This window comes from Stenotrophomonas sp. YJH_SMC_73, from assembly GCF_059370155.1.
Genome location: NZ_JCAFTJ010000001.1, coordinates 641,295 through 666,479 on the forward strand (window position 1 = coordinate 641,295; position 25,185 = coordinate 666,479).

The following is a 25,185-nucleotide window of genomic DNA, read 5'->3' on the forward strand; positions in this document are numbered from 1 at the left end:
CTGTAGAGCCGAGCCCGCGCTCGGCTGCTCTGAGCCGAGCATGGCTCGGTTCTACAGGGGCGTGTTGCAGGCGGCGAATGATCACAGCGCGCTCTGCCGGCCAGCGGCCGGCACTACCGTTCGGCGTCCAGTTCCGGGTAATGGCGGAAGATGCCGTTGGTGTTGAACGGCAACCGCCGCTCAGACGCCAGATAGGCGGCGATGTTGGGTCGTTTCGCCACTCGTTCCTGCAGCGCGCGCAGCCGGGGCAGGGTGGGGCCGAGCGCCTGCATGCGGCGCGGAAACATGTAGTCCAGCCCGCTCAGCAGCTGGAACAGTGACAGATCCACATAGGAGTGCTCGCGCAGTGCATGGCGGCCACCGTTGGCGGCCATCACCTGCTCGAAATAGCCGAGGAACTTGGGCAGGCGCTCGCTGCGCAGTGACGCGGCTCGTGCCTTGGCCTCGGTCTTCTGCTGTTCGTAGTACTTCGATGCGGCGATCGGATGGTGGGTGTCGTGCACCTCGGCTACCAGGTCGGCGATGGTCAGCTGCAGTTGCAGCGCCTGCATCCGCCGCGATGCGGCCTGCGGCACCAGGTCCAGCGTCGGGCCGAGGAAATCCAGGATCGCCGCGACCTGCGCGATGACCTGGCGGCCGGCCTTCAGGAACGGCGGCGCAAAGGGCTGTGCCCCTTCGTTGCGACCCTCCAGAAACGGCTGCATCACCGCATCGCCGTGCACCCGCGCCATGTCGATGTAGTCGGCGCCGGCATCTTCCAGCGCCAGGCGCACGAACTCGCCACGGCCCTGGATGCCGGTCCAGTAGTACAGCGCGTACTGCATGGCAGAGTCTCCACGGGACAGGACTCCTAGCCTCGCGCGGGTGGCGCAAAGCAGACGTGAGCGTGGACGACGCGTGCCTGAACCCGAACGGCAGCGGAACAGGCGGGGAACCGGCTGCAATCGATGGGGTCACACCTTCTCCATTGCGTGTGAAACGAGGTGCTGCATCATGCAGAGTGGAAAGGCGGTCTGGCCCTGGGTGTTGGGTGTGGTGGTGATCGGTGGCGCGGGCGGCTGGTTGTTCCGCGATCAGCTGAAGAGCCTGGCCGACGGTGTCCCGGTGCCGGTGCAATCAAACCCTGCCAGTACCAGTGCACCGGCACAATCGCAGGCGGCCGCAGAGCCCGCGCCAGCACCACCATCGATCAGGCATCCGCTGGATACCGAGGCCGCCGCCGACCCGGCGCTGCCGAAACTGGCTGACAGCGACGCCGCGGCCTGGGGCGCACTGAGCCAGCTGTTCCAGGGCGAGGGGCCGCTGACCCTGCTGCTGCGTGATCACCTGATCCAGCGCCTGGTCACCCAGGTCGACAACCTGGACAAGCCCAGCGTGCCGCCGACCGCGCTGGGCGCGCGGCCGCTGCCGGGCAACCTGCAGGTCGATACGGGCGAAGGCGGCGAACGCATCGCCGCCAGCAATGCGGCACGCTATGCGCCTTACGTACAGGCGTTCACTGCGCTGGACCCGGCGGCAACGGCTACCGCTTACAAGCGCTTCTATCCGCTGATCCAGCAGGCCTATGCCGACCTTGGCCGGCCCGAGGGCTATTTCAACGACCGCCTGGTCATGGTGATCGACCACCTGCTGGACACCCCGGAACTGGCCCAGTCGCCGCTGGTGCAGCGCGATGAGCGCGGCCGCTATCGCTTCGTCGATCCCACCCTGCAGTCACGCTCGATCGGGCAGAAGGCCCTGCTACGCATGGATCCTGCACAGGCGCGGGCGATCAAGCAGCAGCTGCGGGCGATCCGCAGCGCGATCACCCGCTGAGCCCGTCCACCGTGCGGAACTGATCGGGATCAACGCGCCGACCACACGCGCTCCGGCATGCTGGCCGCAGGCTGACTGGCCCCGGGGTGCAGTCGCAGCCACCCTTGAAACCGGGTGGGGCAACCGCATCTTTCCAGCATTGCCGGCCCAGGCCGGCCCTGAAGACCGATGAGGATTCGCAATGCGGATGGACAAGCTCACCTCGCGTTTCCAGCAGGCGCTGGCAGACGCACAGTCGTTGGCCGTGGGCCGCGACAACAGCATCATCGAACCGGTTCACCTGTTCAGCGCGCTGCTGGACCAGCAGGGTGGCAGCACGCGCCCGCTGCTGGCCCAGGCCGGGGTGAACGTGCCGGTGCTGCGCGAGCGCCTGACCGAGGCGCTGGACGCACTGCCCAAGGTATCCGGCCAGGCCGGCAACGTCTCGATGGGCAACGATCTGGGGCGCCTGCTGAACCAGACCGACAAGCTGGCGCAGCAGCACGGGGACGCCTTCATTGCGAGCGAGTGGTTCGTGCTGGCGGCGCTGGACGATGGCGGCACGCTGGGCATGGCGCTGCGCGCCGCTGGTGCCGACAAGACGCGCCTGCAGGCGGCGATCGACAAGCTGCGTGGCGGCGAGAACGTGCAGTCGGAGAATGCCGAGGAGCAGCGGCAGGCGCTGGAGAAGTACACCATCGACCTGACCGCGCGGGCCGAGAGCGGCAAGCTCGACCCGGTGATCGGCCGTGACGAGGAAATCCGCCGCACCATCCAGGTGCTGCAGCGCCGGACCAAGAACAACCCGGTGCTGATCGGCGAACCCGGCGTGGGCAAGACCGCGATCGTGGAAGGGCTGGCCCAGCGCATCATCAACGACGAAGTACCCGAGGGCCTGCGCGGCAAGCGCGTGCTGTCGCTGGACATGGGCGCGCTGATCGCCGGGGCCAAGTTCCGCGGCGAATTCGAGGAGCGACTGAAGGGTGTACTCAACGACCTGGCCAAGAACGAAGGCCAGATCATCCTGTTCATCGATGAACTGCACACCATGGTCGGCGCGGGCAAGGCCGACGGCGCGATGGATGCCGGCAACATGCTGAAGCCGGCGCTGGCACGCGGCGAGCTGCATTGCATCGGTGCGACCACGCTGGACGAATACCGCAAGTACATCGAGAAGGACGCTGCGCTGGAGCGCCGCTTCCAGAAAGTCTTCGTCGGTGAGCCGTCGGTGGAGGACACCATCGCGATCCTGCGCGGGCTGAAGGAAAAGTACGCCGTGCACCACGGGGTGGAGATCACCGACCCGGCCATCGTGGCCGCCGCCACGCTGTCCAACCGCTACATCACCGATCGCCAGCTGCCGGACAAGGCCATCGACCTGATGGACGAGGCTGCCTCGCGCCTGCGCATGGAGATCGACTCCAAGCCGGAGGAGCTGGATCGCCTGGAACGCCGGGTGATCCAGCTGAAGATCCAGCGCGAGATGCTGAAGAAGGAAAAGGACGAAGCCTCGCGGCAGCGGCTGGCCGACCTGGAGAACGACATCGACGGGCTGGAGCGCGAGTTCTCCGACCTCAATGAAATCTGGAAATCGGAGAAGGCTGCGCTGCAGGGCGCCACCAAGATCAAGGAGCAGGTCGAGCAGGCCAAGCTGGAACTGGAAGCCGCGCAGCGCCGCCAGGATTTCGCCAAGATGAGCGAGATCCAGTACGGCCTGTTGCCGCAGCTGGAAAAGCAGCTGGCCGCGGCCCAGGAAGCCGAGCACAAGGACTTCAAGCTGGTGCAGGACCGGGTCACCGACGAGGAGATCGCCGAGGTCGTGTCGCGCTGGACCGGCATTCCGGTCAACAAGATGCTCGAAGGCGAGCGCGACAAGCTGCTGCGCATGGAAGAAGTGCTGCACAACCGTGTGGTCGGCCAGGAGGAAGCGATCAAGGTCGTCTCCGATGCCGTGCGCCGTTCGCGTGCAGGCCTGTCCGATCCGAACCGTCCGGCCGGCTCGTTCCTGTTCCTCGGCCCGACCGGCGTCGGCAAGACCGAGCTGTGCAAGTCGCTGGCCGAATTCCTGTTCGACAGCGCCGACGCGATGATCCGCATCGACATGAGCGAATTCATGGAGAAGCACAGCGTCGCCCGCCTGATCGGCGCCCCCCCGGGTTACGTGGGCTACGAGGAAGGCGGCTACCTGACCGAGGCGGTGCGCCGTCGCCCGTACTCGCTGATCCTGCTGGACGAAGTGGAGAAGGCGCATCCGGATGTGTTCAACATCCTGCTGCAGGTGCTGGACGATGGCCGCCTGACCGATGGCCAGGGCCGCACCGTGGACTTCCGCAATACCGTCATCGTGATGACCTCGAACCTGGGCTCGCACCAGATCCAGGACATGAGCGCCGACGACAGCCCGGAGGCCTACACGCAGATGAAGGCAGCGGTGATGGGCGTGGTGCAGGCGCACTTCCGTCCGGAGTTCATCAACCGCCTGGACGACATCGTGGTGTTCCACCCGCTGGACAAGCAGCAGATCAAGCAGATCGCGCGCATCCAGATGCGCGGGCTTGAGAAGCGGCTGGCCGAGCGCGGGTTGAAGCTGGCGGTCTCCGATGCGGCGTTCGACCTGCTCGGCAACGTCGGCTTCGATCCGGTGTACGGCGCGCGCCCGTTGAAGCGTGCGATCCAGTCGCAGCTGGAAAACCCGCTGGCGCAGCAGATCCTGTCCGGCGCCTTCGTCAACGGCGATACCATCGAAGTCGGCAACGACGGTGGTCGCCTGGTGTTCGCCAAGGCTTGAACCGGTGGAGCCCCAGCCATGGCTGGGGCGCCATCAGAGCCTTGGCAGCGCACGATGGTCCTGTTTCACTTTCGCAAGGATGAGGAGAACCGCATGGACGTTGCCCGCAGGGCTTCACTCTGCATGACGCTGGCGTTGGCTGCTGTTTGTGGACACGCCGCGGCCGCCGAACAGGTCCAGCTGCCGCCGATGAAGGGCTACCAGCAGGCCCACCAGAGCACCGACGCGCAAGGCAACCGCATCACCGAGTACGTGCCACAGGGCCAGACCGTGCACGACTGGACCGACATGGTCACCGTCAACGATGCGCCGAACAGTGGCCATGTGAGTCCGCGTGAGTTCCTCGGCATCATCGAGGCGGGGTGGCGCATCGCCTGTCCGGCGGCGCAGAGCCACTGGATCCGCGAAGGTGAAGAAGGGGGACGGCCCTTCGCCCTGCTGATGCTCGGCTGCCCGCGGAATCCGGGGACAGGCAAGCCGGAGTTCACCTGGATCAAGGGCGTGCAGGGCAGGCAGGGCTTCCACACCGTGCAGAAGTCGTTCCGCTCCGAGCCGGAGAAGGAGGACGTCGTGCAGTGGATCGGCTGGCTGCGCGAGGTCGGGTTGTGCGGCAGCGGCGACGCACCGGCCTGCCGCTGACCGCAGAGGGAAAGGGCGCCCAGCGGCGCCCTTCATGCATCAGAAGCGGTGGGTGTAACCGCTCATCAGCCCGAACTGGTTTGCCTTCTGCACGATCGGGCTGTTGGCCGCATCGCCGAGCAGGCGCGTGCCTTCGGCCGAGATGTACCAGTTGCCGTTGCGGCCCACGCGGTGGCTCCACTTCAGGCCGACACCGGCACTGACCAGGCCGGCCTTCGGCCTGTGCTCGGCGAAGCCCGTGCGTTTGGCCTGTTCCGGGCTGACGCCGTACCAGGTCTGCATGTAGCCGCGGTTGCCGTAGTCGGTGGAAACACTGCCGCTGACCACGCCACCGGCCAGGTCGAACAGCGGCATGCTCAGGTTCAGATGGATCTGCTGGGTGGCCAGGCCGTTCTCGGCCTTGTCCTCGTCCTTGCGGGTGAACTGCCAGGAGCCGCTCAGCACGGCTTCGCCCAGCGTATAACCAGCCGAGACGCCGACCAGGGGACGGGTATCGATATCACCCATGCCGCGCAGGAAGTCCGAACCGCCCAGCAGCGAGTCCTTGTCCTTGCGGATGCCGCTGGCGCCGACATAGGCACGCACGCGCGTGTGCTCGCCGAGGGAGGTGCCCCAGCCGATGCCACTGGTGCCCAGAAACCATCCCCCCGGCGAGGTGACATCAAATGACAGCGACGGCGTCGCACGATACTCCTCGCTGCCGCTGTAACGCGGTGCCACGCCGCCACCGGCGGCGAGCTCGAAGGTCCAGTGGTCATCCTTGGCGTGGGCGATCGGGGCGGCGAACAGCGGCAACACGGCCAGGCAGAGCAGGGCGGGGGAACGGCGAAGCTGGGACATGGAAACTCTCGGCAATGGGAGGAAAGCAGCGCGCGCATCCGGCGAGTGCTGCAGGGTTGCCAGCGTGGCGATATGCCGGCGACCGATCCGTCCGCAGTTGTGCGGGAGTTGTAATCAACTGTAATCGCGCCCTTGGGCGTTCAGCTGGCAGCCAGCGGCCAGTGCATTTCCAGGCGCGCGCCGCCCAGCGTGGCGCGACTGATGCGCAGCTCGCCGCCGTGGCGGGCTGCAATGCGGCCGACAATGGCCAGGCCCAGGCCGAAGCCGCCGGTATCGCGGCTGCGGCTGTCGTCCAGGCGGGTGAACGGGCGCATCACCTTCTCCCGATCGGCTTCGGCGATGCCCGGGCCGTCATCGTCCACGCGCAGGCAGGCGCGGCCGCTGATACCGACCAGCGAGACCTCCACCTGCGAACGCGCGTGGCGCAGCGCATTGCCGACCAGGTTGCTCAGCGCCAGCTGCAACAGGCGTGGCTCGGCATCCACTCGCGGCAACGCGCTGGGCTGCACGCGCAGGACAATGCCGGCACGTTCGGCATCGCGGCGGGCATCGGCCAGGCAGGCCTGCAGCCAGTCGTTGGCTTCGATGCGCTGCATCGGTTCGCCCTCGCTGGGATGCTCCAGCCGTTCGTAGGCCAGCAGTTCGCTGACCAGCCGGTTGAGCTCGGCCAGGTCGCCGTGCAGGCCCTGCGCCAGCCGTTCGCGGCGTTCGCGGTCATCGCTGTCCTGCATCAGGTCCAGGCCGAAGGCCACGCGCGCGATGGGCGTGCGCAGTTCGTGCGAAATGGCATGGGTCAGGTCGCGCTGGCGCTGCACCAGTTCGGCCACGCGTGCCGCCATGCGGTTGGAGTGTTCGACGATGACCCGGATCTGCGAGCGAGGCGAAACCTGCGCACGTGCCTGCAGGTCGCCGGAACCGATGCGGTCGGCGTGCCGGCGCAGTGCTTCCAGATCGCGCCAGAGCAGGCGCACCCAGGCATACAGGCTGGCGCCCACCAGCAGCAGGATGCTGAGGTAGGCGGCGATGGTCATGTACGTCGTCATCTGCACCGCGCCGGGCAGGCGCAGGTGCAGCCAGCGGCCGCCGATGCCGTCGATGGGCAGCAGCACCTGCTGGTACTGATCGCGCACGACGAAGCCATCGGCCTTCACGGCCTCCTGTTCCTGCGCGTCGAGCGCGGGAGGTGTGTCGAGCAGGGTCAGGGCGATGCCGTAGTGTGGCTGCCACTGTTCCAGGCGCTCACGCTGCTGGACGGCGTCCAGGCCGGCCAGGCCACTGCGCAGGGCGTACACCTGCCCGCGCACCTGCTGCACGAACACGCGATCCTGCACGGGCGTGTAGATGCCATCCAGGATGTGGTTGAGAAAGAACACCGACACCAGGAAGCAGGCGCCGGTGATGAACCACAGCCACAGGAACAGCCGCTTCATTCCGACCAGGCCGCAGGATTGAACTGGTAGCCGCGCCCCCACACGGTCTTGATCCGCCGCGGTTCGCGCGCATCGTCGCCGAGCTTGCGGCGCAGCTTGCCGATGCAGACGTCGACGCTGCGGTCCAGACCGTCGAAGCCGATGCCGCGCACCGCCTGCAGGATCTGGTCGCGCGACAGGATCTGCCCCGGCTGGCTGGCCAGCAGCCACAGGATCTCGAATTCCGTGGTGCCCAGCTCGACCGGCTGGCCGTGCAGGTGCACCTCGCGCTGCATGCGATCGATCAGCAGCTCACCATGCATCAGCCGGCTGGGCGTGCCGGTGTTGCTGCTGCCGTGGCGGCGGCGCAGCAGGGCGCGCAGGCGGGCCAGCAGCAGGCGTGGCTCGATCGGCTTGTGCACATAGTCATCGGCACCCGATTCCAGGCCCAGCACCTGCTCGATGTCGTCCTCACAGGCGGTCAACATCAGGATCGGCACATCGGAGAAGCTGCGGATCTGCCGGCACACATCGATGCCCCCCAGGCCGGGCAGCATCAGGTCCAGCACCACCAGTTCCGGTGCATGCTGGCGGCAGGCGGCGCTGGCGAGGTCGCCGCGTGCCACGTGCTGCACGGCGAAGCCATGTTCGTGGAGATAGTCGCTGACCAGTTCGGCCAGGCGACGGTCGTCCTCCACCAGCAGGACCGACGTGGGCGAACTGCTGGCAGGGGGAGTCCAGGGGGATGGCTGCATGCGTGGGGCCTCCGTTCCCAGGCAGGAGCGCCCGGCGGCGCAGCCTAGCAACGCCCCATGACGACTGCCTGAATCGCGGCCAACCTGATAACCGCGGGTACGGACGTCATCGCCAGCGGCTTTCAGCAGGCGGCCCCGGCTGGCCTATGGTGGCGGTTTCCCGGATGGAGCCTGGTGCAATGAGCGACCCGCAGTGGCAACTGGAAACCCTGGCCGTGCACGGCGGTTACCGTCCCGACCCGACCACCCGCGCGGTGGCGGTGCCGATCTACCAGACCGTGGCGTATGCCTTCGATGACACCCAGCACGGCGCCGACCTGTTCGACCTGAAGGTGCCGGGCAACATCTACACGCGCATCATGAACCCCACCACCGACGTGCTGGAGCAGCGCCTGGCCGCGCTGGAAGGCGGCATCGGCGCGCTGGCGCTGGCCTCGGGGCAGGCCGCGATCACCTATGCCATCCAGACCATCGCCGAGGCCGGCGACAACATCGTCGCCTCCAGTGCGCTCTACGGTGGCAGCCTCAACCTGCTGGCGCACACGCTGCCGCAGTACGGCATCCAGGCGCGCTTGGCCGATCCGGCCGACCCGGCCGCGTTCGCCGCGCTGATCGACGAACGCACCAAGGCGGTGTTCGTCGAATCCATCGGCAACCCGCGCGGCAATGTCACCGACATCGCTGCGATCGCCGAGGTCGCGCATGCCGCGGGCGTGCCGCTGATCGTCGACAACACCGTGGCCACACCGTTCCTGCTGCGCCCGTTCGAGCACGGCGCCGACATCGTGGTGCATTCGCTGACCAAATACCTCGGGGGACACGGAAACAGCCTGGGCGGCGCGATCATCGATTCCGGCCACTTCGACTGGACCGCACAGCCCCAACGCTTCGCACGGCTCAACCAGCCCGACCCCAGTTACCACGGCGTGGTCTATACCGAAGCCCTGGGGCCAGCGGCCTACATCGGCCGCGCGCGGGTGGTGCCGCTGCGCAATACGGGCGCTGCGTTGTCGCCGTTCAACGCGTTCCTGATCCTGCAGGGCATCGAGACCCTGGCCCTGCGCATGGAACGCATCAATGCCAATGCGCTGGCCGTTGCGCAGTTCCTGAAGGCGCATGCCAGGGTAGCCTGGGTGCGCTACGCCGGACTGGCCGACGACCCCGAGCATGCCGCCGCGCAGCGCTATCTGGGTGGACACGGCTCGGGCGTACTGACCTTCGGTCTGCCCGGTGGGCGCGAGGCCGGCGCCCGCTTCCTCGATGCGCTGAAGCTGTTCACCCGCCTGGTCAACCTGGGGGATGCGAAGTCACTGGCCACCCATCCGGCTTCGACCACGCATCGCCAGCTGGATGCAGCGGAGCTGGCCAAGGCCGGTGTCAGCGAGGACACCGTGCGGCTGTCGATCGGCATCGAGCACATCGGCGACCTGCGCGCGGACCTGGAACAGGCCCTGGCCGGCGCCTGATAGCTGCGCGCTTGGTCATCATCGCCACAGGCGATCACCGCCGGCACCGCGATGGGTTACGGTGGAACTGCCTCTCCAAGGCATGGCAACGTGGCGATCCAGATCCCCGGTCGATGCGGGTCGACCGGGGATTTTTTGTTTCCGGGGTCAGATTCCTGTGGAAAACGGATCTGACCCCGCGCGCCGCCGTGTCGACCAAGGTCGACATCCACCAACAGCAGCAGGGAACTGTCGAAGGCGGGGTGGGTCCGGTTGCGGGAGTGTCCGCGGCATGGATGCCGCGGCCAAGCCCCCATGGAAGGGTTTACGGCGTCTCCCGCAATCGGACCCACCCCGCCATCCCACGCTATGCCCGCTTTTGCCGTTGCCGTTGTTTCGGCAGGTGCAGGGCTGCAAGCCCTGCCGCACGCACACCCCTCACACCACCGGAATGCTGTGCTGCCCCAGATTCCGGTACGGCGGCGTGGACATGATCATCTCCGCCAGCGAATACGCCAGCTCGCGCTCGGCCATCACCGTGCCATCGGCGCCGTGCTCCAGCAGATGCTTCACCTCGGCATCGCTGTGCGCGCGCGCCAGCAGGGTCAGGTCCGGATTGATCGCCCGCAGCTTGGCCAGCGCCTCACCGGCTTCCAGCGGCTGCGGAATCGCCAGCACCGCGATCTTGGCGCGCTCCGGATGGGCCTCGGCCAGCACCCGGTCGGCGGCGGCACTGCCGCGGATCGCCGCCAGGCCCTTGGCATGTGCCTGCTCGACGTGTTCCTTGTTGTCATCGATCACCAGCACCGGCACGCCACGGTCGCGCAGCACCTGCGCCAGTTCGCTGCCGACGCGGCCGTAACCGATCACGATGGCGTGGTCATGCAGGTCGCGCGACGGGCCGATCGCTTCGGGCGGCTCGGGTACCTGCGGAGACTGCTCCTGCTTGGCCTGCCAACGGTCCAGCAGGCCGAACACCAGCGGGTTGAGCATGATCGACACCAGCGCGCCGGCCAGCACCAGCGACTGGCCTTCCTTCGGCAGGATCTGCAGCGCCACGCCGAGGCCGGCGATGATGAAGGCGAACTCGCCGATCTGCGCCAGGCTGGCCGAGATGGTCAGCGCGGTGCTGGTCGGGTGGCCGAACGCACGCACGATGAAGAACGCCGCCGCCGACTTGCCGAACATGATGATGGCGACGGTGGCCAGTACCTGCCACGGATGCTGGACGAGGATGTTGGGGTCGAACAGCATGCCGACCGACACAAAGAACAGCACCGCGAACGCATCGCGCAGCGGCAACGAATCATGCGCGGCCTTGTGGCTCAGCTCCGATTCGTTGAGCAGCATGCCGGCGAAGAACGCGCCCAGCGCGAACGAGACGCCGAACAGCATCGCCGAGCCGAACGCCACGCCCAGCGCGATCGCCAGCACCGACAGGGTGAACAGCTCACGCGAACCGGTACCGGCGATGCGCTCGAGGATCCACGGGATGACCCGCCGACCGACCACCAGCATCACCGCCACGAACAGGCCCAGCTGCACGAAGGTCCAGCCGATGTCGGCCAGCACGCTGCCGAGCGAGTGCGATTCCTTGGCCGCGTCAGGACCGAACACACCGGCCATCACCGGCATCATCACCAGCGCCAGCACACAGGCCAGGTCTTCCACGATCAGCCAGCCGACCGCGATCTTGCCGCGCATCGTTTCCAGCAGGCGGCGTTCCTCCATCGCCCGCAGCAGCACCACGGTACTGGCGGTGGCCAGCGAGAAACCGAAGATGACGCCATGGATGGCCGGCCAGCCCATCAGCGAGGCCACGCCCCAGCCGAGCAGGGTGGCCACCGCGATCTGGCCGATGGCGCCGGGAATGGCGATCGCCTTGACCGCCATCAGGTCCTTCAGCGAGAAGTGCAGGCCGACGCCGAACATCAGCAGCATGACGCCCAGTTCGGCCAGCTGGTTGGCCAGCGCCTGGTCGGCGACGAAGCCGGGAGTGAACGGGCCTACGCAGATGCCAGCAACCAGGTAACCGACCAGGGGAGACAAGCGGAGCTTGTTGGCCAGCGCGCCGAAGATGAAGGCGAGCCCCAGGCCAACGGCAACGATGTTGATCAGGTCGGTGTCATGGTGCATCGGCACTCGCAGGCAATCGGGGGATGCCCCGATTTTCACCGATGCGGTCACATACGGCAAACCTGGCCAGCGTATCGGATCGTTGCGTGGGCGGCTTGTACGGGCGAGATATCAAGCCTTGTTGAGAGATGGCAGGCCCTGACGGGCCGAATGGTGCCTACCTATGGGGGGCTCCAGGCGTAGCCGTCGATGATCACACCATCTGCCGGCGCTGGGTCTCTTCCAGGGCAGGCTCGGCCTGCTGCGGCGAGGCGGCCAGCTGCTTGTCCAACTGATGAATCTGCCGCAGCGACTCCGCAACGGGTGGCTGAAGGGCCGTTTCAATGTTGATGTGGGCACGCAGATGGCCCGGGTCATCCAAGGCTCCTTGAATGACGAAGATGTTCTCCGGCCTTGGGGGCTGACCAGCCGGCAAGCCCAATACCACATGGTCGATCCGTTCCAGACCTTGTGCCCGGGCAAGTTGGGTGAGGCTGGCCGCCATGCGTTGGCTGGCTTCATCAGATGCGCGACCCAGCGATGCGTCCAGCGCGTGGACGCCGGCGAGTGCCTGCTGGTGAAGTGATGCCGAGGCATCGCTCAGCGATGGGATGCTGGTTTCCGGCCGTTCGGTTGCCGGTTGCGGCTGCGAAGGACTGGTGGGCCGCACGCGCTCTGCCTTGCGAATGGACTCGATCAGCTCCCGCGGTGTATCGGTGAACAGCAGTTCGCCTGCATCCAGGGACTGCCCGGTAACCTTGTTCACGGTACTGGTCGCCCACGATGCGCAGGTATTGCCATATGACCAGGTGACATTTTCGCCCAAGGCCTGGTCAAGTCGCTTGACCTGCTCGGGAGTCAATTCGTAATAGCGTGAGGCCGAAGGTGTGGCCCGGGCTTCCATGCCTTCGCGGATGTCCGAACCTGGGCCATTGTCCTCAACGAGTGGATGGTTGTCTGGCCACAGGCCATGGAACGTCGTATGGCCGTTTCGCGTCACCGAGATCCAGGCGTGGCCGTCCACGAACTGATTGAACGACCCCTGTGTATTGGGGTCTACGTGACTATGGATGCCGAGGACGACCTTGTCGCTCATCGGATGCCCTTACGGAAAAATCTGTGTTTCGCCATCGGCGTACAGCATCACCACGCGCGGCGCCATCAAGGGAATTTCCTGACGGGCCGGGCCAGCAGGTCCAGGCTTCACGTCGCGCCGCAGCATGGTTGTGCATTGGCCGGATATGGGGCAGCGATCTACAACGACTTTCATGGTGTCCCCTTCCACGACATAGCTCATCCCTGCCGCGTAATACATGCTTTCCATCGGTTCATTGAACTGGACCTGGAGCTTCGACGCGGAGAGCTGGGTGACGACGACCGGCTCAAGGCTCGATTTGGAATAGCTGGGTTTCACGTGATCTCCTGAACACCCTGACAGGGGGGCCGCCAGCGCAACCCACGCGAGCGCAGCGTACACATGGCGGCGAGTGATGCAGGCTCTCGTCACGGAGCGGCTCCTTCGTTGGTCCGCTGATTATGCACGGGACGACCTATGAGGCGCGTGCAACAGAGCACAGCCTGGAAACCGGGTGCAGGAGCTGGCAACGGTATACGGTCAGGGCCGCGCCTGCCCCGAGGCCGCGGGCGGGTGTGTGGAGCAGCGCCGGGCAGGGCCCGGCGCACCCATTACCCCTTACCAGGTGTACTTGATCCGCCCGTACACATACGCGCCGTTGAAGCCGAACGGCGAGTAGTTGCTGTACGGCAGCATGCCGAAGGTGGAGTTCTGCAGGTCTTCGGTGCGGTCCGGGTACTTGTCCAGCAGGTTGTCGGCACCCACGGTCAGGGTCCAGTTGCTGCTGGGCTTGTAGCTGGCCGAGGCATCCACCACCCAGGCGTCGCCGTAGGTCTGGTCACGCAGCGCGGTGGCCGAGTTGCGCACGGTGAATTTGCCGTAGCGGGTGGCGGCCAGGCCCAGCTCCCAGTGGTCCGAACGCCAGGTGCCGCTCAGGATCGCCTTGTCGCGCGGGTAGCTGTCCTCGATGCGACCGATCTCATCACGGCCGATCAGCGACTGGGTCAGGCCCAGCGTGCCGAACACCGGCGGGGTGCCGCCAACGCGGCGCACTTCGGTGTCGTTGTAGCTGTATGCCGCGGTCAGCTCCAGGCTGCTGGCGCTGAACGGCACCGTGTAGCTGGAGACGAAGTCGACACCGCGGGTGCGCGTATCCAGGCCGTTGGTGAAGTAGGAGAACGCGGTCACCTGCGGCAGGCCCAGGGTGCCCAGCAGCGCGCTGGTCGCGGCATTGGTGGTGATGCTCGACGACAGCGCGATGCGGTCATCGATGTCGATCTGGTAGGCATCGACGGTGATGTACAGGCGGTCGACCGGCTGCAGCACCAGGCCCAGGCTGTAGGAGGTGGAGGTCTCGGCCTTCAGCGGCGAGGCGCCCAGCGCCTGCGCGGCCTGGCTGGTGGTCGGGAAGGTGCCGCGCTCGACGAATACGCCATTGAGGAACTGGCTGGTCACCGCCTGGTAGCCCTGCTGCGCCAGCGAGGGCGCGCGGAAACCACTGGAGGCGGTGGCCCGCAGCGCCACCTTGTCGGTGAACGCGTAGCGCGCCGACAGCTTGCCCGAGAAGCGGTCGCCGAAGTCCGAATAGTCTTCGTAGCGGCCGGTGATGCCGGCCGAGAACTTGTCGGTCAGGTCCGCTTCCAGGCCGGCATAGACCGCGTAGTTGTGGCGGTCGGCATGCACTTCATTGGTCGGGGTGAAGCCGCCGAAGCCCTGCGCGCCACTGCCCGTGTACGAGTTCAGTTCGCCCGGGTTCTGGTCCCACTTCTCCTTGCGGTACTCACCGCCGAAGGACAGCGTGACCGGGTAGGCCAGGCCCCAGTCCAGCGACTTGGTCAGGTCGGCATTGAAGATGTCCTGCTGGTACTTCAGCGTGCCGTCGTAGAACGAGCGCGGGCTGGTCGCACCCAGGCTGTAGTTGATGCTGTTGCGGGTGTGGAAGTCCAGGGTGTTCTCGCCGTGATTCAGGCTCAGGTCCCAGGTCCAGCCGTTGTCGGTGTTGCCCTTGACCCCAGCCACCAGCGAGCGGTCCTTGGAATACTGGTTGATCTCCGGCACGTAGCCGTCCGGGTAGGTCTGCGCCAGCAGCGCGCGCTGCCCGCTGTGGTTGCGCGAACGGTAGAACGCGAACGAGGTGATGTCGCGGTTGCTGAGCAGCGCGCTGGCGTAGCCGGTCACGTGGTCGCTGAAGTCGAAGCTGGCGTTGGCCGAGGCCGCGGTGGCATCCACGCGCGGGTCGCCGACGATGAAGGTCTTCTGGCCGATGCTGGGGAAGTTGCCGGTGTTCGGCGTGGTGCCGCGGTACGGGCCGGCGCGGTTGCTCTCGTCCTGCTGGCTGATCTGGCCGGCCACGTGCACGCGGCCGCGGCCGTTGCCGAACTCGACGCCGGTGTCGCCGGACAGCTGGTACTTGTTGCCGTCGCCGGCCGAGTACTGGCCGTAGTCCACTGCCAGGCTGCCGCCACGGCCGCTGCCCTTGAGCACGATGTTGATGACGCCGGCGATGGCGTCGGAGCCGTACTGCGCCGAGGCACCGTCGCGCAGCACTTCCACGCGCTCGATCGCGGCGATCGGGATCGCGTTGATGTCCACCGCCGACGAGCCACGGCCGATGCTGCCGTTGACGTTGATCAGCGCCGAGGTGTGGCGGCGCTTGCCGTTGACCAGCACCAGCACCTGGTCCGGCGACAGGCCGCGCAGCTGCGCCGGGCGCACGCCGCTGGTGCCGTCGGTCAGCGCCGGGCGCGGGAAGTTCAGCGAGGGCAGGGCGCGCGACAGTGCGGTGGCCAGTTCACTGGTACCGGTGGACTGCAGCACTTCGGGGGTGATGATGTCGATCGGCGACTGCGATTCGGCGACCGTGCGGTCGGCCACGCGGGTGCCGGTGACGATCACCGTGTCCAGGGTGTTGGCGGCGGTGCCGGCCTGCTGTGCAGCGGCGACGAACGGAGAGCCACCGAGTGCGACAGCGACGGCGGCGGCGATCAGGCGGGTCTTGCGGGTCATCGGGATGGGCTCCGGTTGGCGGGGGCGGCACCGGAATCGACATCACGAGCGTGAGGCGGACGGCGGTTGTTGCGGTGCGCAATACAGCAATTAACGGGATATTCAGTGCCTGTCAAATGCCAGGCGTCAGAAAAAACGTTGCAGCAGCAACCATTTAGCCCGGATCAGCGCTGGCAGGAAGGGACCCCGGGACGCGCGCGGCGGGGACGTGGGAGAGAGGAACGTCGGCCACTGCGCATCCCGGGACGCGTCAAGTATTCGTTAACGCTAGAATTGCGTCGCAGGAACAGTGCTCACCAGCACATTCCATCCGGTTATATGGACCCCTCCCCCGATGATCTCCCTTCGTAATTTCGCCTTGCGCCGCGGCGAGCGGCTGCTGTTGTCCAATGTCGACCTGACCCTGCACGCCGGTTACCGGGTAGGTGTGGTCGGCCGCAACGGTGCTGGCAAGTCCAGCCTGTTCGCGGCGGTGAAGGGCGAGCTGGAGGCCGACAAGGGTGACGTCGACCTGCCCGGCAAGGTGCGCATCGCCAGCGTGGCCCAGGAAACCCCGTCGCTGCCGGATCCGGCGCTGAGCTTCGTGCTGGGCGGCGATACCGAGGTGGCCGCGGTGCTGGCCGAAGAGGCCGAGGCGACCGCGCGCGAAGACTGGGAGGCGGTGGCCAACGCGCACACCAAGATGGCCGAGATGGGGGCCTACGACGCCGAAGCGCGTGCCGGCAAGCTGCTGCACGGCCTCGGCTTCCCTGCCGAGACGCACCACCGTGCGGTGTCCTCGTTCTCCGGCGGCTGGCGCGTGCGCCTGAATCTGGCCCGCGCGCTGATGATGCCCAGCGACCTGCTGCTGCTCGACGAACCGACCAACCACCTGGATCTGGACGCGGTGTACTGGCTGGAACAGTGGCTGCTGAAGTACCCGGGCACCCTGCTGCTGATCTCGCATGACCGCGAGTTCCTCGACAACGTGGCCACCCACACCCTGCACCTGCATGGCGGCGGCGCCAAGCTCTACCCGGGCGGCTACACCGATTTCGAGCGCCAGCGCGCCGAACAGCTGCGCCAGCAGCAGATCGCGCACGAGAAGGAACAGGCCGAGCGCGCCCACCTGCAGAGCTTCATCGACCGCTTCAAGGCGCAGGCCAGCAAGGCCGCGCAGGCGCAGAGCCGCATGAAGCGCCTGGCCAAGCTGGCCGGCACCGAAGCGGTGCGCGCCGAGCGTGAGTTCCGCATCGAGTTCGCGCCGCCGGCGAAGCTGCCGTTCTCGCTGATCCGCCTGAACCACGTCGAGGCCGGCTACGGCAAGGACGCGGTGATCCTGCATAACGTCGGTTTTGGCCTGGAAGCGGGCCAGCGCATCGGCCTGCTCGGCCCGAACGGTGCCGGTAAGACCACCCTGGTGAAGACCCTGGTGGGCGAGCTGGCGCCGATCGTTGGCGAGCGCATGGCGCATCCGGACCTGAAGATCGGCTACTTCGCCCAGCACACGGTGGAGTCGCTGCACGAAGGCCAGTCGCCGATGGAGCACTTCCGCGAGATCGCCCCGGACGCACCGAACCAGTCGTTCCGCGATTTCCTCGGCAAGTGGAACTTCCCGGGCGACCGTGCATTCGAGCCGGTCGATGGGTTCTCCGGTGGCGAACGCGCCCGCCTGGCGCTGGCGCTGATCGCCTGGCAGCAGCCGAACGTGCTGCTGCTGGACGAACCGACCAACCACCTTGACCTGGAAATGCGCGAAGCACTGGCCGAAGCGCTGGCCACCTTCGAAGGCGCGATCGTGATGGTCTCGCATGACCGCCACCTCATCGGCCTGGTCTGCGATACCTATTGGCGCGTGGCCGATGGTGTGGTCGAACCGTTCGATGGCGACCTGGACGCGTACGCCGCGTGGCTGCGCACCCGCCCGCAGGCGCAGGGCACCAAGGCGCGCATGGAGCAGGTGGAAGAGCCGGTGGTGGTCAAGACCGCACCGGTGGCGCAGGTGGTGCAGAAGAAGCCGGTGAACCCACACAAGCTGGCGGCTGCCGAGGCCAAGGTGGCCGAACTGGAGGGCGCGCTGGCCGAGCTCGACCGCCAGCTGGCCGACCCGGCCAACTATGCCGATGCCACCCGCATGGCGGTGATCGGACGTGACCGCGAAACCACCGCCGCGCAGCTGGAGAAGGCCGAAGCGGCGTGGATGGAGCTGCTGGAGTCCTGATCACGCAAAAAAGGGGACGGAGGGGATTAAGTCGTTTGTGCCACAAACGACTTAATCCCCTCCGTCCCCTTTTTTGTTACGTGCCCTGCGCCTGCAGCCATTCGCGGAACCGCTTGGCCGGTTCACGCTCGGCGCGCGAGCGCAGCCGCGTCAGCCAGTAGCGGCCCAGCTCCAAGGTGGTGCCGAAGGGCTGCAGCAGGCGGCCTTCGGCCAGTTCCTGCTCGAACATGCACAAGGGCAGCAAGGCCACGCCGGCGCCCCCGGCGGCGGCCATCGCCACCGTCAGTGAGGAATCGAACACCGGCCCGCGGGCTTCCACGCCGCTCACCCCGGCCGCCTGCAACCAGCGCGGCCATTCGTCGCTGCGGTAGGAACGCAACAACGGCAGTGTGGCGAGGTCGCGCGGTTGCTTCAGCCGCCGCGCCAATGCGGGGGCGCACAGCGGTGCGAAGGGCGCATCGAGGATTGCCGTGCAGGCCTGGCCCTGCCAGTCGCCATCGCCGAAGCGGATCGCCAGGTCCAGCCCTTCGCCGGCCAGGTCGATACGGTTGTTGTGGGTCTGCAGGCGCAGCTCGATGTCCGGGTGCGCGGCTTCGAACGCCGCCAGCCGTGGCAGCAGCCAGCCGGTGGCGAAGGTACCGACCACGCCCAGCGTCAGCACCTCGCGTGCCGGGCCACCGGTATAGCGCGCGATGCTGGCGGAAATGCGCTCGAACGCTTCGTTGAGCACCGGGTACAGCGCTGCCCCTTCATCGGTGAGCGCCACGCCGCGTGGCAGGCGATGGAACAGGCGGATGCCGAGCCGGTCTTCCAGGCCCCGGATCTGATGGCTCAGTGCGGCCTGGCTGACACACAGCTCGAGCGCGGCACGGGTGAAGTTCTGGTGGCGGGCGGCGGCTTCAAAAGCGCGCAGCGCGTTCAGCGGCAGGGTAGGGTGCAACATCGAAAAGCCGTGAGCCAGGATGATGGCTGATCGTACTCGTTCAATGAGGAATTTCGTAAATCTCAATGAGTTGATCGCGACAGGCATGAATTCCACTTATGGCTTGCCTTGATTTTTCGCGCTGGTCGGCTGCAGGGGAGGCGCCAATAATCGAGCGGTCACCAGGAGAACCCCTATGCTCGCCCGTCGCCGATTCCTGCAGTTCAGTGGTGCTGCCGTTGCGTCCTCGCTGCTTGCCCCGGCGCTGGCGCAACCGGTTTCCGCCTCGTCTGGCATACCCGCCGCGAACGCCGCCATTGCCGGCGCCGCCGATTTCGCCGCGCTGGAGAAAGCCAGCGGTGGCCGCCTGGGTGTCACCGTGCTGAACACCGGCAACGGCCGTCGCATCGGCGGGCATCGGCAGGATGAGCGCTTCCCGATGTGCAGCACGTTCAAGTCGATGCTGGTCGCCCATGTGCTGAGCCTTGCCGATGCAGGCCGCGTTTCGCTCGACACCCGTGTGCCCATCGCCGGGAAGGATCTGCTGTCCTACGCTCCGGTGGTGCGCCGCCACGTGGGCAAGGATCTGACCGTGCGCGACCTGTGCCGGGGCACGCTGACCACCAGCGACAACACGGCGGCCAACCTGCTGCTGGAGGTGGTGGGCGGGCCGTCGGCGCTGACGGCATTCCTGCGCGGGCAGGGCGACAGCATTACCCGCAATGACCGCAACGAGCCGGACGTGAATCTGTTCGCGAAGGGAGACCCGCGCGATACCACCAGCCCGGCCGCGATGGCCACCAGCCTGGCCCGCTTCGCGGTGGGCAATGGCCTGCAGCCTGCATCGCGCCGGCAGTTCGCCGATTGGCTCATCGACAACCAGACCGGCGATGCCTGCCTGCGCGCCGGGCTGGGCAAGCGCTGGCGGGTGGGGGACAAGACCGGCAGCAACGGTGATGACACGCGCAACGACATCGCCGTGCTGTGGCCGCATGCGGGCGGCACCGCGTGGGTGGTCACCGCCTATCTGCAGGGCGCATCGGTCGATGACGACCAGCGCGCAGCAGTGCTTGCACGGGTGGGGGCGCTGGCCGATGCGATGATCGGATGAGGTAACCGGGGTCATTGGGAAATGGCTTGCCGGATCGGTCGGGCACGCGCATCCTGCGCGCGTTCGAACCCCACGGAAGACCCCGATGAGCCATGAGTTGATCTACCTGCTGCTGATCTTCGCGCTGCTGGTGATCCCGCGCGCACTGCAGCGCTTCAGCCTGCCGGCGCCGTTGACCTGCCTGCTGTTCGGCATCATCGGCATGCTCTGGCTGGGCGACCAGGCACACGACGCGGTGATCGGCCTGCTGGCCACGCTGGGCATTTCCTCGCTGTTCCTGTTCGCGGGCCTGGAAGTGGATCTGCAGGCGCTGCGGCGTGGCATGTGGCCGCTGCTGGCGCACCTGGTGATCCGTACCGGCACGCTGTTCGGCGTGGGCTGGCTGGCCTGGCGCTATGCGGGGATGCCATGGCAGGCCGCTGGGCTGCTGGCGCTGGCGCTGCTGACGCCCTCCACCGGCTTCATCATGGATTCGCTGTCGCGGCTGGGCCTGAGCGAGGACGAGCGGTTCTGGGTCACCAGCAAGGCCATCGCCGGCGAACTGCTGGCGCTGGCGGCGTTGTTCATCGTGCTGCAGGCCGGCGACCCGGGCCACATGGCGCTGTCCAGCCTGGCCCTGCTGGCGATGATGATCGGCCTGCCGCTGCTGTTCATCGCGCTGGGCCGCTGGGTGGCGCCGCACGCGCCGGGCTCGGAGTTCTCGCTGCTGGTGATGGTCGGCATGGTGGCGGCGTACATCACCTATCTGCTGGGCGTGTATTACCTCGTGGGCGCGTTCATCGCCGGCCTGGTCGCGCGCCTGCTGCACCAGCGCATGCCGCTGCTGGCCTCGCACGAGAACCTGCACGCGCTGCGCCTGTTCGCCTCGTTCTTCGTGCCATTCTATTTCTTCAATGCCGGCACCAAGGTGCCGAGCGAAGCCCTCAGTTTCGAGGCGCTGGGGCTGGGCATCGTGATCACCCTGGTGGTGCTGCCGCTGCGCATCGGCGTGGTCTGGCTGCAGCGCCGGGTGATGTTCGGCGAGAGCTTCCGCAGCAGCCTGCGCGTCTCGCTGGCGCTGGCCCCGACCCTGATCTTCACCCTGGTGCTGGCGGCGATCATGCGCGAGCGTTTCCAGATTCCGGCGGTACTGTTCGGCGCGCTGCTGCTGTACGCCGCACTGACCACACTGTTGCCGTCGCTGGTGTTCCGCACACCCTTCGACGTCGATCCGGTGGAGCAGGAGCCGGCGGGCGAGGGCGAGTCCGCGCCGGTAGCGGCCACCGAGACGCGGCCGGAACCTCACATCGCCGAACGCTGACCGGTTGCCGCGCGCGGTTTGCGCCCGTCGGCCATGGCCGTTAGGGTTGGGGCATGAAACTGCCTGCCGTTGTCACCGCTTCCGCCCTCCTGCTCAGCCTCGCTGCCTGCTCGCAGCGTTCCGATACGGTCGCGCATGATCTGGCGACCGCACCGGCCGATGCCTTCATGGCTGCCATCGCCGCGCATTGCGGCCAGGCCTATGAGGGCCGGGTGGTGGAGGACACGCCGGCACCGACCGGCAAGAACCCGTTCGCCGGCCAGCGCCTGGTCATGCATGTGCGCGGCTGTGCCGACCCCGCCCATGAACTGCGGATTCCCTTCCATGTGGGGGATGACCATTCGCGCACCTGGGTGCTGACCCGCACCGGAAACGGCCTGCGCCTGAAACACGATCATCGCCACGAAGACGGTAGCCCCGACGCGATCACCCTCTATGGCGGCGACAGCACGCCACCGGGCACCGCCGAGCGCCAGCGGTTCCCAGCCGACTCCGATTCGGTGGCGATGTTCCGTCGTGCCGACATGCTGGCCTCCACGCACAACACCTGGGCGATGGAGATCGACCCCGACCAGACTTTCGTCTACGAACTGACGCGCCCGGAAGGCCGCCGTTTCCGCGTGAAGTTCGACCTGAGCAAGCCGGTCGAGCTGCCGCCCGCACCGTGGGGCGACGAGAAGGCGCCGGCACCCTGATCTTCGGGTCGGATCCCTCCTGCGGAGGGTCCGACCCGGTCACTGCATGAACCCACGGGTCAGAGCCCTGGCCGTCGGCCAGGGATCCGACCCCGGGGCTCAGCGCGCGCTGAAGCGTGCACGGCAGCCGTTGCTCACCCACACCTGGCCGCGTGCATAGCCCCAGCTGCGGCCTTCCTGGCAGGCACTGCCGGACAGCTGCTGCTGCAGCACCGGCCGGCCCTGGCGCTCATCCCAGTCGCAGTTCTGCGTGCGGTTGTTGTTGCTGCTGCAGGTGATCGAATAATTGCTGTTGCCGCCGCCCCAGCCACCGCCGCCGCCCCAGCCGCGGGCCTCGGCGAACTCGGCGCGGCAGCCGTTGCTGACCCAGACCGCGCCGTTGCGCACGCCCCAGGTGCGTCCTTCGTCGCAGGGGCTGCCGGACAGCTGGCGGACCAGGCGGGCGTTGCGCCAGCCGACCGGGCAGCTGCGCTCACGGTTGCTCTGGCTCTCGCAGCGGATGGTTTCGCCGGGACGGCCGTTGTTGCCGCCCCAGCCACCGCCATTGCCACCGCCCCAGCCGCCACGGGCTTCAACGAACTCGGCGCGGCAGCCATTGCTGACCCAGATGCTGCCATTGCGGCTGCCCCAGGTGCGGCCCTCGTCGCAGGCGCTGCCGGACAGCTGGCGGACCAGCTGCGCATTGCGCCAGCCGGTGCTGCAGACACGTTCACGGTTGTTCTGGCTTTCGCAGCGGATCACCCCGTCCTGCGCAGCGGCCGGAGCAGAGGGCAGGGCGAGCACGGCCAGAGTGCTCAGGGTCACGGCCAGGCTGGCCAGGGACAACGATTTCATGGCGGCATCCCATACGGTGGCAGGTGCCCGACTATAGGGACCGGGGCGATCAAGCCGGCGTGACTGCCCGGATTTGCCCCGGCCGGGGCCTCGGCCGCAGAATACGAGGCTTTCCGGCCCCCATCCGGTGCCGGCGTTCTCCAGCGGAGCTTCCCCCATGCGTACCCACTTCTGCGGCCTGGTCGACGAGACCCTGATTGGCCAGACTGTCACCCTCGCCGGCTGGACCGACGTGGCCCGTAACCAGGGCGGCGTCTGCTTCATCGATCTCCGCGATCATGAAGGCATCGTGCAGGTGACCGTGGAGGTCGACAACGCCGACGTGTTCGCCGTGGCCGCGTCGCTGGGCTATGAGGACGTGCTGCAGGTGGAGGGCGTCGTGCGCGCCCGCCACGCGGTGAACGACAAGATGCGCACCGGCAAGGTGGAAGTGATCGCCACCGCCATCACCGTGCTGAACAAGGCCGCCCCGCTGCCGTTCCACGCCCACGAGAACCCGGGCGAGGAAACCCGCCTGAAGTACCGCTACCTGGACCTGCGCCGCCCCGAAATGCAGCGCATGCAGCGCACCCGCATCAAGCTGGTGCAGGCGCTGCGCCGCCACCTGGACGAAAAGGGCTTCCAGGACATCGAGACCCCGATCCTGACCAAGGCCACTCCGGAAGGCGCGCGCGACTTCCTGGTGCCGGCGCGCATGCATCCGGGCGAGTTCTACGCCCTGCCGCAGAGCCCGCAGCTGTTCAAGCAGATCCTGATGGTGGCCGGGTTCGACCGCTACTACCAGATCGCGCGCTGCTTCCGCGACGAGGCCCTGCGTGCCGACCGCCAGCTGGAATTCACCCAGCTGGACATGGAGTTCGCCTTCGTCCGCGAACGCGATGTGCAGGACTTCGTCGAGGACATGATCCGCGCAATCTTCAAGGAAGTGGTCGATGTCGAGCTGGATGCCAGCTTCCCGCGCATGACCTGGGCCGAGGCGATGCGTCGCTATGGTTCGGACAAGCCGGATCTGCGCATCGCGCTGGAACTGGTCGACGTGGCTGAACTGGTCAAGGACAGCGAGTTCCCCGTGTTCACCGGCCCGGCCAACGATGCCGAAGGCCGCGTCGCCGCGCTGCGCATCCCGGGCGGCGCGTCGCTGAGCCGCAAGCAGATCGACGAGTACGCCGCGCATGCCGCCAAGTACGGCGCCAAGGGCCTGGCCTACATCAAGATCGCCGACAACGGCGAAGTCAGCTCGCCGATCCAGAAGTTCTTCAGCGAAGAGCGCTTCGCGGCGCTGGTGGCCCATGTCGGTGCCGGCAACGGCGATATCGTGTTCTTCGGTGCCGGTGGCTACAACAAGGTCTCCGACTTCATGGGCGCGCTGCGCCTGAAGGCCGGCAAGGACTTTGGCCTGGTCGCCGACGGCTGGGCACCGCTGTGGGTCACCGACTTCCCGATGTTCGAGTGGGACGAGGAAGAACAGCGCTACGTCGCCCTGCATCACCCCTTCACCGCACCGGCCGTGGACGACATCGCCGACCTGCGCGCCAATGCCCGTACCGCCGTCTCGCGCGGTTACGACATGGTGCTCAACGGCAATGAAATCGGCGGCGGTTCGATCCGTATCCACCGTCCGGACATGCAGAGCGCGGTGTTCGAGCTGCTGGGCATCGGCGCCGAAGAGGCCCGCGCCAAGTTCGGCTTCCTGCTCGACGCGCTGAACTACGGCGCGCCGCCGCACGGTGGCATCGCCTTCGGCATCGACCGCATCGCCGCGCTGATGGCCGGAACCGAGTCGATCCGCGACGTCATCCCGTTCCCGAAGACCACCGGTGCACAGGATCTGATGACCGACGCGCCGTCGCCGATCGTCGACGCGCAGCTGGCCGAAGTGCACATCCAGGTTCGCCCCAAGACCAACTGATCAGGAGATCCAGGCAATGACCGAGTTTGCGTTTTCGCTGGAGTGGGAAAAGCTGGGCAATGAAGGCTCCGAGGCCACCCTGGTCACCGAGCGTGCACGCGTGTTCGGGGGGTGGCTGGTCCGCGTCGGTACCAATCCGGCCGCGATGGCCCTGACCTTCGTCGCCGACGGCGAAGGCCGTTGGGACGGTGAAGACTTCGGCGTCGAGGACTACGAGGACGACGAAGAGGAAGAAGAGTACGACGAGGACGAGGAAGGCGAGGAAGAAGAGGACGAGGACGAAGAGGAATACGAGGAAGAGGACGAGGAAGAAGAAGCGGAATCGCCTGGAAAGGCTTGACCCGCGCT

20 protein-coding genes are annotated in these 25,185 nt (G+C 67.1%); 10 read left to right on the top strand and 10 right to left on the bottom strand.

Annotated elements, in window-relative coordinates:
- Positions 1–113: 113 nt before the first annotated feature.
- A complete protein-coding gene (locus tag AC5P8R_RS02855) occupies positions 114–824 on the bottom strand; it encodes a glutathione S-transferase (RefSeq protein WP_014648184.1) in 711 nt (236 codons plus the stop codon).
- Positions 825–993: 169 nt separating this feature from the next.
- Here AC5P8R_RS02855 and AC5P8R_RS02860 point away from each other — a divergent pair, with 169 nt between their 5' ends.
- From AC5P8R_RS02860 to AC5P8R_RS02870, 3 genes are all read left to right on the top strand, one after another.
- A complete protein-coding gene (locus tag AC5P8R_RS02860) occupies positions 994–1,815 on the top strand; it encodes a DUF3014 domain-containing protein (RefSeq protein ID WP_046432180.1) in 822 nt (273 codons plus the stop codon).
- Between the two features lie 181 nt (positions 1,816–1,996).
- Positions 1,997–4,582, top strand: a complete 2,586-nt coding sequence (gene clpB, locus AC5P8R_RS02865; RefSeq protein WP_012481080.1) for an ATP-dependent chaperone ClpB — start codon at positions 1,997–1,999, stop codon at positions 4,580–4,582.
- Positions 4,583–4,675: 93 nt separating this feature from the next.
- Positions 4,676–5,221, top strand: a complete 546-nt coding sequence (locus AC5P8R_RS02870; protein WP_329857740.1) for a hypothetical protein — start codon at positions 4,676–4,678, stop codon at positions 5,219–5,221.
- 39 nt (positions 5,222–5,260) lie between these two features.
- On the opposite strand, the gene AC5P8R_RS02875 is transcribed toward AC5P8R_RS02870, so the two are convergent.
- The 3 genes from AC5P8R_RS02875 to AC5P8R_RS02885 all read right to left on the bottom strand — a co-directional run bounded on the left by AC5P8R_RS02875 (position 5,261) and on the right by AC5P8R_RS02885 (position 8,225).
- Positions 5,261–6,061, bottom strand: a complete 801-nt coding sequence (locus tag AC5P8R_RS02875) for a MipA/OmpV family protein (RefSeq protein WP_046432175.1) — start codon at positions 6,059–6,061, stop codon at positions 5,261–5,263.
- Between the two features lie 140 nt (positions 6,062–6,201).
- Positions 6,202–7,491, bottom strand: coding sequence for an ATP-binding protein (locus AC5P8R_RS02880; RefSeq protein ID WP_495222972.1), 1,290 nt, complete (start codon positions 7,489–7,491; stop codon positions 6,202–6,204).
- Positions 7,488–8,225, bottom strand: coding sequence for a winged helix-turn-helix domain-containing protein (locus AC5P8R_RS02885; RefSeq protein ID WP_014648178.1), 738 nt, complete (start codon positions 8,223–8,225; stop codon positions 7,488–7,490). Before AC5P8R_RS02885 ends, AC5P8R_RS02880 begins: the two co-directional genes overlap by 4 nt.
- 179 nt (positions 8,226–8,404) lie before the next feature.
- Between AC5P8R_RS02885 and AC5P8R_RS02890 the strand changes: the two genes are divergently transcribed.
- Positions 8,405–9,691: an O-acetylhomoserine aminocarboxypropyltransferase/cysteine synthase family protein gene (locus AC5P8R_RS02890; protein ID WP_495222973.1), complete on the top strand. Its 1,287-nt coding sequence runs from the start codon at positions 8,405–8,407 to the stop codon at positions 9,689–9,691.
- A gap of 417 nt (positions 9,692–10,108) precedes the next feature.
- Here AC5P8R_RS02890 and ybaL read toward each other — a convergent pair whose 3' ends face one another.
- From ybaL to AC5P8R_RS02910, 4 genes are all read right to left on the bottom strand, one after another.
- The gene (ybaL, locus tag AC5P8R_RS02895) at positions 10,109–11,806 is read right to left on the bottom strand and encodes a YbaL family putative K(+) efflux transporter (RefSeq protein ID WP_041863753.1); all 1,698 of its coding nucleotides are present in this window, start codon (positions 11,804–11,806) and stop codon (positions 10,109–10,111) included.
- 193 nt (positions 11,807–11,999) lie between these two features.
- Positions 12,000–12,881: an XVIPCD domain-containing protein gene (locus AC5P8R_RS02900; protein WP_053496367.1), complete on the bottom strand. Its 882-nt coding sequence runs from the start codon at positions 12,879–12,881 to the stop codon at positions 12,000–12,002.
- A gap of 9 nt (positions 12,882–12,890) precedes the next feature.
- Positions 12,891–13,199: a hypothetical protein gene (locus AC5P8R_RS02905; RefSeq protein WP_005418535.1), complete on the bottom strand. Its 309-nt coding sequence runs from the start codon at positions 13,197–13,199 to the stop codon at positions 12,891–12,893.
- Between the two features lie 279 nt (positions 13,200–13,478).
- Complete coding sequence (locus AC5P8R_RS02910) at positions 13,479–15,866, bottom strand: TonB-dependent receptor plug domain-containing protein (RefSeq protein WP_495222974.1); 2,388 nt, start codon at positions 15,864–15,866, stop codon at positions 13,479–13,481.
- A 334-nt stretch (positions 15,867–16,200) separates the two neighbouring features.
- Here AC5P8R_RS02910 and AC5P8R_RS02915 point away from each other — a divergent pair, with 334 nt between their 5' ends.
- Positions 16,201–18,066 (top strand): ABC-F family ATP-binding cassette domain-containing protein, encoded by a 1,866-nt coding sequence (locus tag AC5P8R_RS02915; RefSeq protein ID WP_014648175.1) that lies wholly within the window; start codon positions 16,201–16,203, stop codon positions 18,064–18,066.
- A 76-nt stretch (positions 18,067–18,142) separates the two neighbouring features.
- On the opposite strand, the gene ampR is transcribed toward AC5P8R_RS02915, so the two are convergent.
- Positions 18,143–19,009: a LysR family transcriptional regulator AmpR gene (gene ampR, locus AC5P8R_RS02920; RefSeq protein WP_049440344.1), complete on the bottom strand. Its 867-nt coding sequence runs from the start codon at positions 19,007–19,009 to the stop codon at positions 18,143–18,145.
- Positions 19,010–19,184: 175 nt separating this feature from the next.
- On the opposite strand from ampR, the gene blaL2 reads away from it, so the two are divergent.
- From blaL2 to AC5P8R_RS02935, 3 genes are all read left to right on the top strand, one after another.
- Positions 19,185–20,099 carry a L2 family extended-spectrum class A beta-lactamase gene (blaL2, locus tag AC5P8R_RS02925; RefSeq protein WP_049440342.1) on the top strand — a complete coding sequence of 305 codons (915 nt, stop codon included), beginning with the start codon at positions 19,185–19,187 and terminating at the stop codon, positions 20,097–20,099.
- Positions 20,100–20,184: 85 nt separating this feature from the next.
- Positions 20,185–21,399: a cation:proton antiporter gene (locus tag AC5P8R_RS02930; RefSeq protein ID WP_169410653.1), complete on the top strand. Its 1,215-nt coding sequence runs from the start codon at positions 20,185–20,187 to the stop codon at positions 21,397–21,399.
- A gap of 53 nt (positions 21,400–21,452) precedes the next feature.
- Complete coding sequence (locus AC5P8R_RS02935) at positions 21,453–22,094, top strand: hypothetical protein (RefSeq protein WP_495222975.1); 642 nt, start codon at positions 21,453–21,455, stop codon at positions 22,092–22,094.
- Between the two features lie 99 nt (positions 22,095–22,193).
- On the opposite strand, the gene AC5P8R_RS02940 is transcribed toward AC5P8R_RS02935, so the two are convergent.
- Complete coding sequence (locus AC5P8R_RS02940) at positions 22,194–22,928, bottom strand: DUF3011 domain-containing protein (RefSeq protein ID WP_032958942.1); 735 nt, start codon at positions 22,926–22,928, stop codon at positions 22,194–22,196.
- A 157-nt stretch (positions 22,929–23,085) separates the two neighbouring features.
- Here AC5P8R_RS02940 and aspS point away from each other — a divergent pair, with 157 nt between their 5' ends.
- Positions 23,086–24,837, top strand: a complete 1,752-nt coding sequence (gene aspS, locus AC5P8R_RS02945) for an aspartate--tRNA ligase (RefSeq protein ID WP_046432163.1) — start codon at positions 23,086–23,088, stop codon at positions 24,835–24,837.
- Positions 24,838–24,853: 16 nt separating this feature from the next.
- Positions 24,854–25,177, top strand: coding sequence for a hypothetical protein (locus AC5P8R_RS02950; protein WP_014648168.1), 324 nt, complete (start codon positions 24,854–24,856; stop codon positions 25,175–25,177).
- The last annotated feature ends 8 nt before the right edge of the window (positions 25,178–25,185 follow it).